The following is a 15,089-nucleotide window of genomic DNA, read 5'->3' as shown; positions in this document are numbered from 1 at the left end:
GACACCGCACACCGAGACACAGAGAGAGTGGGAGATCCGATGTTCTGGTTCACGGCGCTGGTGCTGCTGGTGGGGGTGGAGCGGCTGGTCGAACTGGTCGTCTCCAAGCGCAACACCCGCTGGAGCCTGGAGCGCGGAGGCGTGGAGCACGGCTTCGGCCACTATCCGCCGATGGTCGTGCTGCACACCGGTCTGCTGCTCGGTGCGCTGCTCGAAGTGGGCCTGGCCGACCGGGAGTTCAGTCCCGTACTCGGTTGGACGATGCTGCTGCTGGTGGTCGCGTCCCAGGGGTTGCGCTGGTGGTGCATCCACACGCTCGGCCCGCGTTGGAACACCCGGGTCATCGTGGTCCCGGGACTGCCGCTGGTGGCGGGCGGCCCGTACCGGCTGATGCGCCATCCCAACTACGTGGCGGTCGCCGTCGAGGGACTGGCGCTGCCGCTGGTGCACGGTGCGTGGATCACGGGCGTGGTCTTCACCCTGCTCAACGCCGCTCTGATGGTGGTGCGCATCCGCTGCGAGGACGAGGCGCTGCGCAGCGCCTCGTCGACCCCGCGCGACGCCGAGGCGTCAACCGCCCCCGGACACAAGCCCGTTGCCCCCGCGGCCCCCACCTCCTCGGCCCCCACCGCGCCGGACGTCCGTACCCCGCGGAGCGCCCGTCCCGCCGAGACGGCGGCCAACTCTGCCGGGGACGGCGGGCGTTCGGCCGACCCGGCGCCGTGACCGCCGCTCCCGACTTCGACGTCCTGATCGCCGGGGGCGGGCCCGCGGGTCTGGCCGCCGCGCTCTTCGCGGAGCGCGCCGGTCTGCGTGCGGCCGTCGTCGAACCCCGCGTCGGACCGGTGGACAAGGCGTGCGGCGAGGGCGTGATGCCCAGCGGCGTCGCCGCGCTGCGCGCGCTCGGGGTGCAGCCCGCCGGGCGCGAACTGCACGGCATCCGCTACCTCGACGGCCGCCACCGCGCCGAGGCCCGCTTCCGCACACCGGCCGCCGCAGCCGCACCCCCGGGCGGTGCGCGCACCGCCGCCTCCGGCTGCCCGTCCCCCGCCCTCGCGGCGGCGCCCGCGACCGCTGCCGGACTGGGCGTACGGCGCACGGAGCTGCACTCCGCGCTCGCCGAGCGGGTAACGGCGGCCGGGGTGGAACGGCTGACCGGCCGGGTCGAGGACGTACGGCAGTACCCGGGCCACGTCGCCGCCGCCGGCCGCACCGCGCGCTGGCTGATCGCCGCGGACGGGCTGCACTCGCCGCTGCGCCGGCGTCTGGGGCTGGACCTCCCGCCGCGGGCAGCGGCCCGCTACGGGCTGCGGCGGCACTTCCGCACACAGCCGTGGACGGACTTCGTGGAGGTCCACTGGAGCCCGTACGGCGAGGCGTACGTGACGCCGGTCGGCAGCGATCTGGTGGGCGTCGCCGTGCTGAGCCACCACCGCCGCAGCTACTCCGAACACCTCGCCGCCTTCCCGGAGTTGACCGCGAAGCTGGCCGAGCACGGGGCCGAGCCGGCGACTGCGGTACGGGGTGCGGGGCCGCTCCGGCAGCGGGTGCGCACACCGAGGGCGGGCCGGGTGCTGCTGGTCGGGGACGCGGCGGGGTACGTCGACGCGCTCACCGGCGAGGGCGTGGCGCTGGCGCTGGCGACCGCGGAGACGGCGGTGCGGTGCCTGGCCGAGGGGCGGCCGGAGGCGTACCCGGCGCGGTGGGCGGCGGTCACTCGGCGGCACCGGCTGCTGACCGGGGCACTCGTACGGACCACCCGGCACCCGCGTGCCGCTCGGCTGGTCGTACCGGCGGCCCGGCGGTTGCCCGCGCTGTTCACGGCGGTGGTGCGGGCACTCCAGTAGCGGCTCCGGCGGGGCGGGCGGGGGTTTAGTGGCAGACGGCGCCCGGTACGTCTCATCGGCACGTCAGCCGGGTGCAGCGACGTTCCGGTGCGTGCGGATCGGCTCGCCAGTACCGCCGGGCACTCCCGGCGCTGCCAGTCAGGAGCGTGACGTGGGTCAGGGATCCTCCCGTGGGTCGGGCAGCGGCGGACCGCTCGCCGAACTGCCCGCGAAGGGCGTGCGGAAGGTGTACCGGTCGGCGCTGGTGGTGGCGCTCGGCGGGTTCCTCTTCGGGTTCGACACCGGTGTGGTGTCGGGTGCGCTGCTCTTCTTCCGGCACGAGTTCGACCTCAACTCCTTCCAGCAGGGCAGTGTCGTCAGCGTGCTGCTGATCGGCGCGATGTTCGGCGCCCTCGGAGCCGGACGGGTGGCCGACCGGATCGGGCGACGGCGCACGCTGATGCTGGAGGGCCTGATCTTCGTCGTCGGTACGGTGCTGGCGGTGACCGCCCAGGGCTACGGCTCGTTGATGCTCGCCCGGGTCGTGCTGGGGCTGGCGGCCGGCGGCGCCTCGGCGACCGTGCCGATCTACCTCTCCGAGCTCTCGCCGGCGGAGATCCGCGGCCGGATCCTGGGCCTGAACCAGTTGATGATCACGGTCGGCATCCTCTGCGCCTATCTGGTGAACCTGAGCTTCTCCAGTACCGAGAACTGGCGGGCGATGTTCGGCTTCGGGCTGGTGCCGGCGACGCTGATGGTGCTGGGCGCCCTGTTCCTCCTGCCGGAGTCGCCGCAGTGGCTGATCGTTCAGGGACGTACCGACCAGGCACGCAGACAGATCGCCCGGGTCACCAACGAGGAACGCGCCGACCGGCTGATCCGGCTCGTGCAGAGCGGCGAGAGCGAGGACGACGAGGGCGGCCCCCGGGACGGCGAGGGCGCGCGGAAGGAACGCGAGGGCGACGGCACCTCGGGGCCGGCCGGCGGAAACGGCGACACCGGCGGGACGGGCAGGCACAGCGGGAACGGCGGTACGGGCAGGAACGGCGGGTCGGGCGACACCGGCGGGTCGGGCAGGAACGGGGGCGGGGGCAACTCGCCCGCCACCGGCTGGCGTTCGCTGCTCGCGGGCCCGGTGCGGCCGGCGCTGATCGTCGGGCTGACGCTCGCCGCCGTGCAGCAGCTCGGCGGCATCAACACGATCATCTACTACGCCCCGACCATCATCGAGCAGACCGGTCTGACCGCGTCGAACTCGATCTTCTACTCGGTCTTCATCGGCCTGATCAACCTGGTGATGACGCTGGTGGCGCTGCGGCTGGTGGACCGCCTGGGCCGCCGGGTGCTGCTGCTGGGCTCGCTCACCGGGATGCTGGTGACGCTGACGCTGCTCGGCCTCACCTTCGAGGCCGAGCTGAACTCGGTGATCTCGCTCATCTGCATGGTCCTCTACATCGCCGCCTTCGCCTGCGGGCTGGGCCCGGTCTTCTGGGTGCTGGTGGGCGAGCTGTTCCCGCCCTCTGCGCGGGCGACCGGCTCCAGCGCCTCGACGACGGTCAACTGGCTGGCCAACTTCGTCGTCGGGCTCGTCTTCCTGCCGGTGGTGGACGCCATCGGCCAGGGCCCGACCTTCTGGATCTTCGCGGTGATCTGCGCCTTCGGGCTCTTCTTCGTCATCCGGTACGTGCCGGAGACCCGCGGGCGCGACTTCCACGAGGTGGACGCCTCGCTGCACGCCCGCTTCGACAAGAAGTCGGCCGCCCCGGCCCGGCGGTCGGACTGACGATGCCGGACGGGCGCACACCCTCGGGGCCCGCGCCGGACAAGGGTCGCAGGCCGCACACCGGCAGCTCACCGGCCGGCTGGTTCGGCCCCTGGCGGGCAGCGGCCGGACGCGGGCTGCGGCGTACGGCCCGGGCCGGCAGGCCCGCCTGGGACCGGCTGACCGACAAGCTGTGGATGCTGCTCCAGCAGTCGGCCGGGGCCACCATCGCCTGGTGGCTCGCGGTCACGGTGGCCGACCACCCCCAGCCGATCTTCGCCCCGATCACCACCCTCGTCGCGCTCAACGCCGCACGGGGCGAACGCGGCACGAACGCGGTCCGGTTCGTCGCGGGCGTCCTGGCCGGCATCCTCGTCGCAGAGGTGGCGATCACCTTCGTCGGGACCGGCTACGGGGTGATGGCCGGCGCGACCCTGCTCGCCATGCTGCTCGCCCTCCTCCTCGGCGGTGAGCGCATCACCATCGCCCAGGCGGCGGTCAGCGCGGTGCTGGTCGTGGCGACCGGGACCGTGCAGAGCGGTACGGAGCGCATCCTGGACGTACTGCTGGGGGTGGCCGTCGCGCTCGTCTTCAGTCAACTGCTCTTCCCCGTCGAGCCGTTGGCGCTGCTGCGGCGCGCCGAGGCCGCCGCGCTCGCCGACCTCGCCGACGCGCTCCACCTCACCGCGCGGGCGCTGCGGCACGAGGGCGACCACCTGAGCGAGTGGACCTGGGACCATCTGCGGTCGGTCTACGGCCACCTCTCGGAGGTGAGCCGCACCCGTGTGCTGACCTCGCGGGCGGCGCGGCACTCCCCGCTCTGGTGGGGCCGCGGACCGCTGATCGCCCGCGAGGGCGAGTACGCGACCCGGCTCGACCTGCTCGGCAACGGATGCCTGATGCTCACCCGCACGGCCGAGGACCTGGACGCCCACGGGCGTGCGACGGTCGCCCCCGTGGTGCACGACCTGGCCACGGTGGTCACTGCCCTCGCCCTCGCGCCCGGCGACCCCGGGGTGCGGCGCTACGCGGCGGACCGCACAGTCGAGCTGGCCGCCGCCGTGCCCGAGGAGGCCGGCGACGCACGGCTCGCCGCGGCCTGCGAGACCGTGCGGACGGTGCTGCTGGACCTGCTGCTGTTCGTCGGCGCGGACGGGGAGGAGGCCGCCCACGCCGTACGGACCGACCCCCGGGAGGGTGGGCGCCGCCTCGAACTGGCCGAGCCGCCGCCCGCGGCCCGCCGACTGCCCTTCCGCCGCCGCTGAGCCCCGCCGCGCGGGCGCGCGGGCGCTTCGACGAGGGCGGGGCCGGCTCCGGCGGGGCGGGGTCTCGGCGGGCGGCGGCCGGCGGGCGGTCCGATTGCGGGGGCGGGCCGCCGCGGTGACGCTGGGAGACCGCGGTACGGACCGCCGGGCCGCACCGGAGAGCACCGGACGAAGGGGCGCCCGTATGAAGGCCATCACCGTGGTACCCGGAGATCCGAGCAGTGTGGCGACCACCGAGGTGCCCGATCCCGAGCCCGACGACCGCACGCTGCTCGTCGAGGGCGAGCTGCTGGGCATCTGCGGCACCGACGCCGACATCGTGGAGGACGGCTACGGCAGCCCGCCGCCCGGCGAGGAACGGCTGCTGCTGGGACACGAGTCGCTCGGCGTCGTGCGCGAGGCGCCGCGGGGCAGCGGCTTCTCGCCCGGCGACCGGGTGGCGGGCATCGTGCGCCGGCCCGACCCGGTGCCGTGCGGACCGTGCGGCGAGGGCCAGTGGGACTTCTGCCTCAACGGCCGCTACACCGAACGCGGCATCAAGGAGCTGCACGGATACGGCTCCCAACTCTGGCGCCTGGAACCGGAGTTCGCGATTCCCGTCGACCCCTCGCTCGGGGACTGCGGCGTACTGGTCGAACCCGCCTCGGTTCTGGCCAAGGCGTGGGAGCAGACCGAGCGGATTCTCGGCCGGGCCGGTCTGCGCCCGCGTACCGCGCTGATCACCGGAGCCGGGCCGATCGGGCTCTTCGGCGCGCTCATGGGCGTCCAACGCGGCCTGGACGTCCATGTGTTGGACCGCAACGACACCGGGCCCAAACCGGATCTGGTGCGCCGGCTCGGCGCGACGTACCACACCGGCGAGGTCACCGAGCTGCCGCTGCGACCCGATGTGGTGATCGAGTGCACCGGCCACGGCCCGCTGGTCTTCGGGCTCTCCGAGATCCTGCCGCCGGCGGCGGTGCTCTGCCTGACCGGTATCGCCTCCGGCAGCAAGGAGGTCTCCGTGGACACCGACGAGGTCAACAAGACGCTGGTGCTGGACAATTCGGTGGTCTTCGGCACGGTCAACGCGGCTCGGCGGCACTACGAGCAGGCCGCCCGGGCGCTCGCCGAGGCGGACCGCACCTGGCTGGAGCGGCTGATCACCCGACGCGTCCCGATGGACGGCTACGCGGAGGCACTCCACAAGGGCCCGCAGGACGTCAAGGTCGTGGTGGACCTGCGGAGTTGAGCGCCGCGACCGGGTCGGCACGGGCTCACACCCGGCCGGTGGGCGCCAACTGCTGTTGCGCACGGGCGGGTTGAAGGAATCGACGCTCGACCCGCGTGCGCCGTCTACCGGGTGGCGACGACCAGTCCGGCTCGGGGGCTGCCGTCCTCACGGGTGCCGTACTCGCCGAGCGGGTGCAGCTCCACCGTGAACCCGGCCCGGACCAGGGTCTGTTGAAGCGCGCTGTACCGCATCGTGCGGTAGTACATGACGAACGGCGGACGCCAGAGCGCGTTGCGCACCCGCATCGCCGCGTCGAAGGCGTACAGCGTCCAGTACTCGGCGCTGCCCGGGCGCGGTGGTGCGGCGAGCGGCATCACCAGGCGCCCGCCCGGGCGCAGCACCCGGTGCACCCCGGCGAACAGCGTCGGCCACTGCGCCGGCAGGAAATGGCCCAACGCGCCGAAGCTCGCGACGAGTTCGAAGGACGCGGGGGCGAAGGGCAACTCCCGGGCGTCGCCGCGCACCCACCGCACCGCCGGTCCGCCGGGTGCCGCGTGCCGGCCCGCCGCGGGTCGCCGGTGCCGCTCGCGCGCGACCTCCAGCATCCCCGCGCTGAAGTCGACGCCGACGGCCTCCTCGGTGCAGACCGAGCGCAGCACCTCCACCCCGGCGCCCGTGCCGCAGCACAGGTCGAGTCCGCTGCGGTACTCCCCGAGCCCGGCCAGCACCCGGGCCGTACCGGCGAGCGCGAGATCGGGCGTACGGAAGGGTGTGTGGTCGAACTTGGGGGCGAGCAGGTCGTAGCCGCGCTCGACGGAGGAGAGCGCCTGCACGGCGAGTTCGCGGGCGGTGGGGCCCTCGGGACTGAACACCGTCCCGAGCATAGGCCCGCCCGCCCCGTCGGACCCTGCACGGCACGGCTCTGCCCGCCGGCGCGCGGCGGCGAACGTCCGCCCGAGCGCAGGCGTCCGCCCGCGACTGCCCGCGATCGGGCGGGCGCGATCGGGGCGGGCGCGCGTGCGCGATCAGCCGCGCGCGATCGGACGTGCGCGCGTGCGCGATCAGGCGTCCGCGAGCAGCCGTGCGCGGTCAGCTGCCTGCGGACGAGGCGGCGGCCACCGAGGCCGCGACGGCGGCGGCAGCGGCGGCGATGGCCTGCTTCACCTCGGCGGCAGCCCAGTTGCCCTCGGAGATCTCCTTCATCCGGGGCTTGAGGTCGCGCGGCCGATGGTCGGGGAAGGCGACCTTGTGCAGTTTCGTGGTGTGCAGCAGCGCGATCAGTCCACCGATCCGCGCGTCGGGGTGGTGCCCGCCGAGGACGACCTGGTCGAGCATCGCCCGTACCGCCTTCTCCGGCCCGGGGTCGAGGACCGGGTAGCGCTTCAGCAGGCCCGGTTCGAGGCGGACGACTCCGCGCTGCACCAGGTCGGCCTGGATCTTGCCCACTCCGCGCCGCGCCTCGCGGTTGACCAGGCCGCGCACCCGTGGGGCGAACAGCGAGGGGTGCGCGGGCTTGCCCGCCAGCCACCGCAGGGACTCGTCCAGCACCTCGCTCCCGGTCGGCGTCCCGTCGACGAGGTGGAGCTTCTTGCGGTCGATGCCGATGCGGCCCTGCACCGAGAGCTCCATCAGCGCGGCACCCGCGACGGCCCAGCCCACACTCTGCCGCGAACGCAGCGCCCCGGTCCGGTTGTCCAGTGCCAGCAGCACGATCTCCTCGCCCATCGTGAGCGGCGGCGGCGTGTACATGTGGCTCCCCCTTCGTCGTACCGGTCCCGCAGGGAAGGATTCCACGAGGCCCCCGTACGGTTCCATCCGCCGGTGCACCGAGCCGGGCCCGGTGCGGGCCGGTGCGCCGAGCGTGGCGCGCAGGGCCCGCCGCCGCCCGGGCCGCTCGTGCGGATCCTGCCGGGTCGGGTCGGGTCGGGTCGGACGTCGGGTCGGGGCGGACGTCGGGGCGGCTCAGCCGGTGACGGCGGCTGCGGTTCCGGCGGATGTCGCCGCCATCGTGCGCATCACCGCGCTGTTGACCGCCTCGGCCGCCCAGCTGTCCTGCTCCAGCTGCTTCGCGCGTTGGAAGACCTTGCCCGACCACGGGATGGAGCGGTGCAGGGTCGGCAGGGTGCCGCTGGCGGCGAGCAGCCCGGCGAGCGCCGCCGTACGGGAGTCGGGCTCGGCCCCGTCGACGAGCGTGGCGCGCAGCCGTGCGAGGAGTTCGCGCTTGTGGTCGGTGTCCGCGACGCGGGTCGAGGTCGTGCGGAAGAGCCCCAGCACCGTTCTGCTCTGCCGCAGCAGCAGGCCGCGCTCCACCAGCCGGTCGGTCACCGTGGTGTGCAGGCCGGTGCCGATCTCGATCAGCAGCGTCTGCACTCCGCGCACCCGGGAGGCGACGGTCTCGTGGGCGGTGCGCAGCAGCGGGTCGGCCGGCGGGTCCCCGGCGACGGCGCGCACCCGCAGCCCGTTCAGGCCCGTGTCGTTCTCGTCGACGGCGACCCGTCCGTCGAGGCCGAGCTCCACCAGCACCGCCCCGCCCAGCGTGTAGTAGAGCGTCCCGGCTCCCGCGACCGCTCCGGACCGCTCGTCGGTCATCAGCAGCATCAGGTCCTCGACGAGAAGCGTTTCGTTCCGCATGGTCTCTCCAACCGCCGGTGTCGGGAGGCATGGGAGCGGGCCCTCCGTACGGTCCACGCTAGACACCGCCGGCGACGGTCCGCGGTGACAGACGTCATGAGAAATCCGTGACGGACGGACGGCTCCCGGCCCTTGCGCCGTACGGTCGCGCCGACGGCTCGCAGGGGCCGGGAGCCTGTCGCCTCACGGCGTCCAGGCGGGATCGCGGCCGCTGAGGGCCACGGCGCGGTCCAGCTCGGAGGCGTCGGCGGGCGCGGGGACGACCGGGCCGAACATGCCCTCCCGGTCGGACGGGTCGGTGGAGGCGTTCAGGAACTCCAGTGCGAGGTTGAGGAGTTCGGGGTCGGCGTCGTAGGACTGCCCGGTGGCGACGGCCAGGTCCCAGCCGTGGATGAGGAGTTCGTCGATCACCACCCTTCCGGCGACATCGCCCGGCAGGTCGACGCCGCCCGCGCGGGTCATCCCGGTCCAGGCCGCGGGATCGCGCCAGGCCGCCGCCAACTCGTCGAGCATGATCGGCAGTTGGGTACGCCAGTCGGTGGGTGGTTCGGGTGTGCCGGCGCCGGGGACGGTGTCCGTCAGGCTGCTGAAGTTCTTGCGCGCGGCGTCGCGGAAGGCGGCGGTGAGGCCGACCAGGTGGCCGAGCAGCGCCCGCACCGAATAGTCGGGGCACGGGGTGGTGTCGTCCAACTGCGCGTCGGCCGTTCCCGTCACCACCTCGCCGACCCGCCTTGCGAGCGGGCCGAAGTCCACGGGTGTGTCCATTACTGCCTCCAGGTCGTGGCGAAAGCTCCCCCGAAGCATCGACGGCGCACCCCCGGGAATGTCATCGCACGCGGCCCGGTCCGCCCGGATCAGCCCGCCCCGCCACCCGGTCGGGCGCCGCGCGGGCGAGAATGGGGGCATGACAGACGCGCCGCTCCCCGCCGAGCACCCTGGTTTCCGCGCCGATCCGGTGCTCGACGGCGAGCTGGTGCGGCTGCGCCGCGTGACCGAGGCCGATCTGCCCGCGCTGCTGCCGATGCACCGGGACCCGGAGGCGGCCCGGCTGACCGGCAGCCACGACGCCGACCCCGACGAGAGCCTCCTGCACGACTGGTACGCCGGTCGGCGGGACCAGGGCGGGCGGCTCGACCTCGCCGTCGTCGAGCGGACCACCGGGAACGTCATCGGGGAGGCTGTGCTCAACGAGTACGACCACCAGAACGGGAGCTGCAACTTCCGTATCGCCCTGGTGCCCGGCAGCCACGGGCGGGGCAGCGGCACCGAGGCGACCCGGCTGCTGGTCGGCCACGGCTTCGAGGTGCTGGGACTGCACCGGATCTCGCTGGAGGTCTACGCGTTCAACCCGCGCGCCCGCCGCGTCTACGAGAAGGTCGGATTCGTCACCGAGGGAGTGCTGCGCGAGGCGCTGCTCTGGCAGGGCCGGCGGACGGACGCGGCCGTGATGTCGATCCTCGCTCCCGAGTGGGCCCGCCACCGCGGACACCCCGAGGCTGCCGCGCCCGGCACCCACTGAGTCCGGCGCGGGCAGCCCCGGGCGCGGGGCAGGCGGGGCAGCCCCGAGCCGGGTGCGGGGCCGGCGGGGCGGGGTCGAGCCTCCGCGCCGCGGGGTTCGGCGGGGTACGGGCCCCGCTGCGCGCTCCGGGACTCCCGTCGCACGGGCGGGCATGTTCGCGGGACGCACAGGCGCACCCCCAACTGTGGGTGCCGGACACATGGGTGGGAGGCCGCCGTCTTCCTACGGTGTGGCGACCGCTCCGTCCCCTCCCCGCGCACACCGAGGTGAACACCATGGCCGCTCCCCCGCCCCCCACCGGCGCCGCCACCCGTCCCGGTCCACTGCGCCGGGTGGTCGCCGCGAGCCTCATCGGCACCACGATCGAGTGGTACGACTTCTTCCTCTACGGGGCAGCCGCCGCCCTCGTCTTCAACAAGCTGTTCTTCCCGGACTCCGATCCGCTCGTCGGCACCCTGCTCGCCTTCCTCACGTACGCGGTCGGGTTCGCCGCACGGCCGATCGGGGCGCTGGTCTTCGGGCACTACGGAGACCGGCTCGGGCGCAAGAAGCTGCTGGTCATCTCGTTGCTGCTGATGGGAGGCGCGACGTTTGCGATCGGTCTGCTGCCGACGCACGCGGCGATCGGTTCCGCCGCCCCGCTGCTGCTGACGCTGCTGCGGCTGGTGCAGGGGTTCGCGATCGGCGGTGAGTGGGGCGGCGCGGTGCTGCTGGTGTCGGAGCACGGTGACGCGCGGCGACGCGGCTTCTGGGCGTCCTGGCCGCAGACCGGCGCGCCCGCGGGCCAGCTGCTGGCGACCGGCGTGCTGGCCGCGATGACGGCACTGCTCACCGAGGACGCGTTTCTCTCCTGGGGCTGGCGGGTGCCGTTCCTGCTGTCGGGGGTGCTGGTCCTGGTCGGCCTGTGGATTCGGGTCTCGGTGGACGAGTCGCCGGTCTTCAAGGAGGCGCTGCGCCAGGCGGAGCTGCGCCGGGCCGGCGAGGAGCGGGTCGAACAGCTCCCGCTGCTGGCCGTGCTGCGCCACCACTGGCGGGACGTGCTGGTGGCCATGGGCGCCCGGATGGCCGAGAACATCAGCTACTACATCATCACCGCCTTCATCCTCGTCTACGTCACCAACCAGCTCGACATGTCCCAACAGACCGCTCTCAACGCGGTGTTGATCGCCTCCGCGGTGCACTTCGCGGTGATCCCGGGCTGGGGCGCGCTCTCCGACCGGCTCGGCCGCAAGCCGGTCTACCTCTTCGGCGCGGTCGGCACGGGGCTGTGGATCTTCCCGTTCTTCGCGCTGCTGGACAGTCGCGAGTTCCCGCTGATGGTGCTCGCCGTGATCGTCGGGCTGATCCTGCACGGGGCGATGTACGCACCGCAGGCGGCGTTCTTCTCGGAGATGTTCGCGACCCGGATGCGGTACTCCGGCGCCTCGATCGGCGCCCAGTTCTCCTCGGTGGCCGCCGGCGCGCCCGCGCCGATGATCGCCACCGCGCTGCTCGCCGACTTCGAGAGCTCCACCCCGATCGCGCTCTACGTCATCGCGGCGGCGCTGCTCACCGCCGTCGCGCTCGGCTTCGCCCGCGAGACCCGCAACCAGGACCTCTCCGCCGTCGGCGAGGAGGAGCCCGTCCCGTCGGCCGAGGGCGCGTCGGCCGTCCCGCTCGGGAAGGACACCGGCGCGGGGCGGGACGAGACGGTGAAGTCCCCGCGCTGAACCGCTCCGGGTTCCGCCCGGCCCTCCGTCCGGCCCGGCGCCGTGCATCTCCGCACGCGCCGGGCCGGCGCTCTCGGACGCGTAACCGTGCCCGGACGCGGAACGGTGGTCGGAGGCGGAACCTTCGTCGGACGCGGAGCCGTGCCCGGACGCGGACCGTGCCCGGACGCGGGCGGGCAGCGTGTTCAGGGGCGGAAGGCGGTGCTCAAGTGGTGCAGACGCAGGGCGAGTTGGAGCTCGAGCGCACGGTCGGGCGTGTGCCAGTCCGTGCCGAGGAGGCGGGCGACCCGGTCCAGACGCTGGGTGACGGTGTTGACGTGGACGTGCAGCTCGTCCTTGGCCCGGGCGGGGCTCATCCCGTGGGCGAAGTACGCGCGGAGCGTCTCGACGAGATCCGTGCCGCGCGTGCGGTCGTACTCCAGCACGGGCCCCAGGGTGCGGCCGACGAAGCCGTCCAGGCCGCGGGGGCCGCTGTCGGCGAGCAGCATTCCCAGAAAGCCCAGGTCCTCGGCGGTGCCGCCCTCGCCCTCCCGTCCGAGCAGGCGCAGCGCGTCGGCGCAGCGACCGGCCTCGTCGTACCGGTCCGCGACGGTGCGGGGGCTGTCGGCCGGGTCGGCGTCGTCGGCGGCCAGTACCTGCTCCACCACCGCGCCGCCGACGGTCACCCGCGCGTGCACCGCGGCGCCGAGCTGCGTCGCCGCGCGGCGGGCCAGCGCGGAGGCGGTGTCGCCGTCGGCGAGCGGAAGCAGCAGCACGGCACCGCCGTCGCGGGTGGCGGCCAGTCCGTGGCCGGTGGCGGCGAGGTGGGAGGCGGCGGAGAGCAGTCGTCTGCGGGCGGTGAACTCCTCGTTCTCGGACGGGAGTTGGGCGTTCTGCGGTTCGGTGGCGAGCCGGGCGGCGAGGACTGCCTGCGGCCCGTCCAGCCGGGTGCCCAGACGTCCGGCGCGTTCGCGCAGCAGGGCCCGGTCGCGGTGCGGGGCGTCCAGCAGATCGTCCAGCAGCTCGCCGCGCACCCGCTGCTCCGCGTCGCTGGCGCTGCGGCGCGCCAGTTGCAGCAGCGAGGTGACCATCGCCGCGCGTTCCAGGGTGAGTTGGTCGACGGGCGCGAGGTCGGGGTGGCCGTGCAGGGCGAGCGCGCCGAGCAGTTCGCCGCCCGCCGTGACGGCCGCCACCCACACCTGGCCGGCCCGTACGGCGCCACCGCGTGCCAACGACTCGCGCACGAACTCCTCGGTGCTGCCCTCCAGTTGCTCCGGTTCCAGATACGACACGCCGCCGCCCAGCACCTCTGCCAGCGCTTCGGCCACCTCGGCGACGCCGCCGCCGCGCAGCACCAACTCGGTGAGCCTGTCGTGCACTTGGGCGGCGCGTTCAATGGTGCGTCCGGCCGCCTCCAGCTCGGCGACGGCGTTGCGCGTCTCGGAGATCAGCCGTGCGGTGTCGATCGCGACGGCGGCGTGCGCCGCGAACGAGGCGAGCAGCGCGATCTGTTCACGCCCGTAGTGCCGGGCGCGGCGGTCGGCGGCGTAGATGACGCCGATGATCTGCTCGCCGAGCGCCAGCGGCACGCCGAGGATTGCGACCAGCCCTTCCTCGCCCACCCCGTCGTCGATGGAGGTGGTGTGCTGGAACCGGGCGTCCCGCGAGTAGTCGTCGGTGACGTACGGGCGGGCGGTCTGGGCGACGAGCCCGCCGAGCCCCTCGCCCATGCCCAGGCGCAGCTGCTGGAAGCGCGCGGAGACGGAACCCTCGGTGACCCGCATATAGGTGTCGCCGCGCTCGGTGTCGGTGAGCGTCAGATACGCGACGTCGGTCCCGAGCAGCGAACGCGCCCTGCGCACGATCGCCCGCAGCACCTCGTCGAGGTCGCGCAGCCCCGCGAGGTCGTGCGCGGTGGCGATCAGTGCGGTCAGCTCCGCTTCCCTGCGCCGCCGTTCCTCCAGCTCCGCACGGAGCCGCAGGGCGAGCAGCCGTTCCGGGGTGGAGGGCCCCTCGTACGCCTCGACGGGAGCGCCGCGCACCAGCAGCTCCAGATATCGCGCCGCGGTGGACTGCCCGGACTCCGGCGCCGCCTTCCCGGCCGCACCGGCTCGTCCGGCCGCACCGGCTCGTCCGGCCGCGGCCGACGCACTGGACCCGGCGGACGCACTGGACCCTGCGGACACGGGAGTCCCTGCGGACGCGCTGGACCCGGCCGGCGCGGGTCGGGGGTCCTGCGGGTGCTGCTCCCCGGCAGCGGGGCTCGGCTCTGACATGCGGCTCAGTGTGCCGTCCAACCGCCGTCGAGCGGGAGGGATGTGCCGGTGATCGCTGCGGCCTGCGGCGAGCAGAGGTAGGTCACCGCTGCCGCGACCTCCGCCGGTTCCACCATCCGCTTCAGCGCCGAGTCGGCCAGCAGCACCTCGCTGACCACGCGTTCCTCCGGTACGCCGTGCAGCGCGGCCTGGTCGGCGATCTGCCGCTCGACGAGCGGAGTGCGGACGTATCCCGGGCAGACGCAGTTGGAGGTCACGCCCTTCTCGGCGCTCTCCAGCGCGACCGTCTTGGAGAGCCCTTCGAGCCCGTGCTTGGCGGCCACGTAGGCCGATTTGTACGGCGAGGCGCGCAGCCCGTGCACCGAGGAGATGTTCACGATCCGCCCCCAGCCGCGCTCGTACATCCCCGGCAGCGCACCTCTGACCAGCCGGAACGGCGCTTCCAGCATCACGGTCAGCAGCCGCGAGAAGTCCGCCGGCGGGAAGCTCTCCACCGGTGAGACGACCTGGAGGCCCGCGTTGTTGACGACGATGTCCGCGTCGGCGGCGGCCCGTTCGGCCGCGTCCAGGTCGGCGGCGAGGTCGAGCACGGCCGTCTCCACGCCGTCGATCTCGCGCGCGAGCGCCGCCAGGCCCTCCGCGTCGCGGTCCACCGCACGCACCTTCGCCCCGGCCGCCACCAGCCGCAGCACACAGGCCCGCCCGATGCCGCCGGCCGCGCCGGTCACCACCGCGGTACGGCCGTCGAGTCCGCCGGTACGGGCCTCGAAGCCGCCGGTACGGGCGCGGAGCCCGGCTGATTCGGCAGCATCGTCTGGGAACGCCACATCCGAAGTCATGACCGCAGGCTAGGAGCCGCCCCGGACTCGACCGATGTGTCCCGCACCCACACTTCGCCCGCCCGGCGTG

The 15,089-nt window shown here is 74.0% G+C and carries 12 protein-coding genes and 1 pseudogene; 7 read left to right on the top strand and 6 right to left on the bottom strand.

Going from position 1 to position 15,089, the window contains the following annotated elements; genetic code table 11:
* Nucleotides 1-39 precede the first annotated feature (39 nt).
* The 5 genes and pseudogenes from MTQ01_RS04085 to MTQ01_RS04065 all read left to right on the top strand — a co-directional run.
* Nucleotides 40-534 (top strand): annotated as a pseudogene (locus MTQ01_RS04085) (isoprenylcysteine carboxyl methyltransferase family protein); the annotation flags it as partial.
* Nucleotides 535-722: 188 nt separating this feature from the next.
* Nucleotides 723-1,847 carry an FAD-dependent monooxygenase gene (locus tag MTQ01_RS04080; RefSeq protein ID WP_247486880.1) on the top strand — a complete coding sequence of 375 codons (1,125 nt, stop codon included), beginning with the start codon at nucleotides 723-725 and terminating at the stop codon, nucleotides 1,845-1,847.
* A 151-nt stretch (nucleotides 1,848-1,998) separates the two neighbouring features.
* Nucleotides 1,999-3,609: an MFS transporter gene (locus tag MTQ01_RS04075; protein ID WP_247486879.1), complete on the top strand. Its 1,611-nt coding sequence runs from the start codon at nucleotides 1,999-2,001 to the stop codon at nucleotides 3,607-3,609.
* 2 nt (nucleotides 3,610-3,611) lie between these two features.
* Nucleotides 3,612-4,853: an FUSC family protein gene (locus MTQ01_RS04070; RefSeq protein ID WP_247486878.1), complete on the top strand. Its 1,242-nt coding sequence runs from the start codon at nucleotides 3,612-3,614 to the stop codon at nucleotides 4,851-4,853.
* Between the two features lie 184 nt (nucleotides 4,854-5,037).
* Nucleotides 5,038-6,084, top strand: a complete 1,047-nt coding sequence (locus tag MTQ01_RS04065; protein ID WP_247486877.1) for a glucose 1-dehydrogenase — start codon at nucleotides 5,038-5,040, stop codon at nucleotides 6,082-6,084.
* A 104-nt stretch (nucleotides 6,085-6,188) separates the two neighbouring features.
* Here the strand turns inward: MTQ01_RS04065 and MTQ01_RS04060 are convergent, their stop codons facing one another.
* The 4 genes from MTQ01_RS04060 to MTQ01_RS04045 all read right to left on the bottom strand — a co-directional run bounded on the left by MTQ01_RS04060 (nucleotide 6,189) and on the right by MTQ01_RS04045 (nucleotide 9,462).
* Nucleotides 6,189-6,938, bottom strand: coding sequence for a class I SAM-dependent methyltransferase (locus MTQ01_RS04060; RefSeq protein ID WP_247486876.1), 750 nt, complete (start codon nucleotides 6,936-6,938; stop codon nucleotides 6,189-6,191).
* Nucleotides 6,939-7,155: 217 nt separating this feature from the next.
* Nucleotides 7,156-7,815: a GPP34 family phosphoprotein gene (locus tag MTQ01_RS04055; RefSeq protein ID WP_247486875.1), complete on the bottom strand. Its 660-nt coding sequence runs from the start codon at nucleotides 7,813-7,815 to the stop codon at nucleotides 7,156-7,158.
* A gap of 213 nt (nucleotides 7,816-8,028) precedes the next feature.
* The gene (locus MTQ01_RS04050; protein WP_247486874.1) at nucleotides 8,029-8,697 is read right to left on the bottom strand and encodes a GPP34 family phosphoprotein; all 669 of its coding nucleotides are present in this window, start codon (nucleotides 8,695-8,697) and stop codon (nucleotides 8,029-8,031) included.
* A gap of 183 nt (nucleotides 8,698-8,880) precedes the next feature.
* The gene (locus MTQ01_RS04045; protein WP_247486873.1) at nucleotides 8,881-9,462 is read right to left on the bottom strand and encodes a TIGR03086 family metal-binding protein; all 582 of its coding nucleotides are present in this window, start codon (nucleotides 9,460-9,462) and stop codon (nucleotides 8,881-8,883) included.
* A gap of 139 nt (nucleotides 9,463-9,601) precedes the next feature.
* Here MTQ01_RS04045 and MTQ01_RS04040 point away from each other — a divergent pair, with 139 nt between their 5' ends.
* A complete protein-coding gene (locus MTQ01_RS04040) occupies nucleotides 9,602-10,216 on the top strand; it encodes a GNAT family N-acetyltransferase (RefSeq protein ID WP_247486872.1) in 615 nt (204 codons plus the stop codon).
* A gap of 275 nt (nucleotides 10,217-10,491) precedes the next feature.
* The gene (locus MTQ01_RS04035) at nucleotides 10,492-11,925 is read left to right on the top strand and encodes an MFS transporter (RefSeq protein ID WP_247486871.1); all 1,434 of its coding nucleotides are present in this window, start codon (nucleotides 10,492-10,494) and stop codon (nucleotides 11,923-11,925) included.
* A 185-nt stretch (nucleotides 11,926-12,110) separates the two neighbouring features.
* On the opposite strand, the gene MTQ01_RS04030 is transcribed toward MTQ01_RS04035, so the two are convergent.
* On the bottom strand, nucleotides 12,111-14,090 hold the full coding sequence (locus MTQ01_RS04030) for a helix-turn-helix domain-containing protein (RefSeq protein WP_374207596.1): 1,980 nt from the start codon (nucleotides 14,088-14,090) through the stop codon (nucleotides 12,111-12,113).
* 95 nt (nucleotides 14,091-14,185) lie between these two features.
* Nucleotides 14,186-15,019: a 3-hydroxybutyrate dehydrogenase gene (locus MTQ01_RS04025; RefSeq protein ID WP_247486870.1), complete on the bottom strand. Its 834-nt coding sequence runs from the start codon at nucleotides 15,017-15,019 to the stop codon at nucleotides 14,186-14,188.
* Nucleotides 15,020-15,089 lie beyond the last annotated feature (70 nt).

The organism is Streptomyces sp. XM4193, from assembly GCF_023072595.1.
In the GTDB taxonomy this organism is placed as follows: Bacteria; Actinomycetota; Actinomycetes; order Streptomycetales; family Streptomycetaceae; genus Streptomyces.
The sequence above is the reverse complement of the archived record's forward strand: the minus strand, read 5'-3'. Positions and strand labels throughout refer to the sequence as shown.

Excerpts from the sequence above, each read along its gene's own strand:
- MTQ01_RS04055 (WP_247486875.1), bottom strand. The coding sequence starts at position 7,815 with ATGTACACGCCGCCGCCGCTCACGATGGGCGAGGAGATCGTGCTGCTG.
- MTQ01_RS04025 (WP_247486870.1), bottom strand. The coding sequence starts at position 15,019 with ATGACTTCGGATGTGGCGTTCCCAGACGATGCTGCCGAATCAGCCGGG.
- MTQ01_RS04040 (WP_247486872.1), top strand. The coding sequence starts at position 9,602 with ATGACAGACGCGCCGCTCCCCGCCGAGCACCCTGGTTTCCGCGCCGAT.
- MTQ01_RS04050 (WP_247486874.1), bottom strand. The coding sequence starts at position 8,697 with ATGCGGAACGAAACGCTTCTCGTCGAGGACCTGATGCTGCTGATGACC.
- MTQ01_RS04035 (WP_247486871.1), top strand. The coding sequence starts at position 10,492 with ATGGCCGCTCCCCCGCCCCCCACCGGCGCCGCCACCCGTCCCGGTCCA.
- MTQ01_RS04070 (WP_247486878.1), top strand. The coding sequence starts at position 3,612 with ATGCCGGACGGGCGCACACCCTCGGGGCCCGCGCCGGACAAGGGTCGC.
- MTQ01_RS04045 (WP_247486873.1), bottom strand. The coding sequence starts at position 9,462 with ATGGACACACCCGTGGACTTCGGCCCGCTCGCAAGGCGGGTCGGCGAG.
- MTQ01_RS04065 (WP_247486877.1), top strand. The coding sequence starts at position 5,038 with ATGAAGGCCATCACCGTGGTACCCGGAGATCCGAGCAGTGTGGCGACC.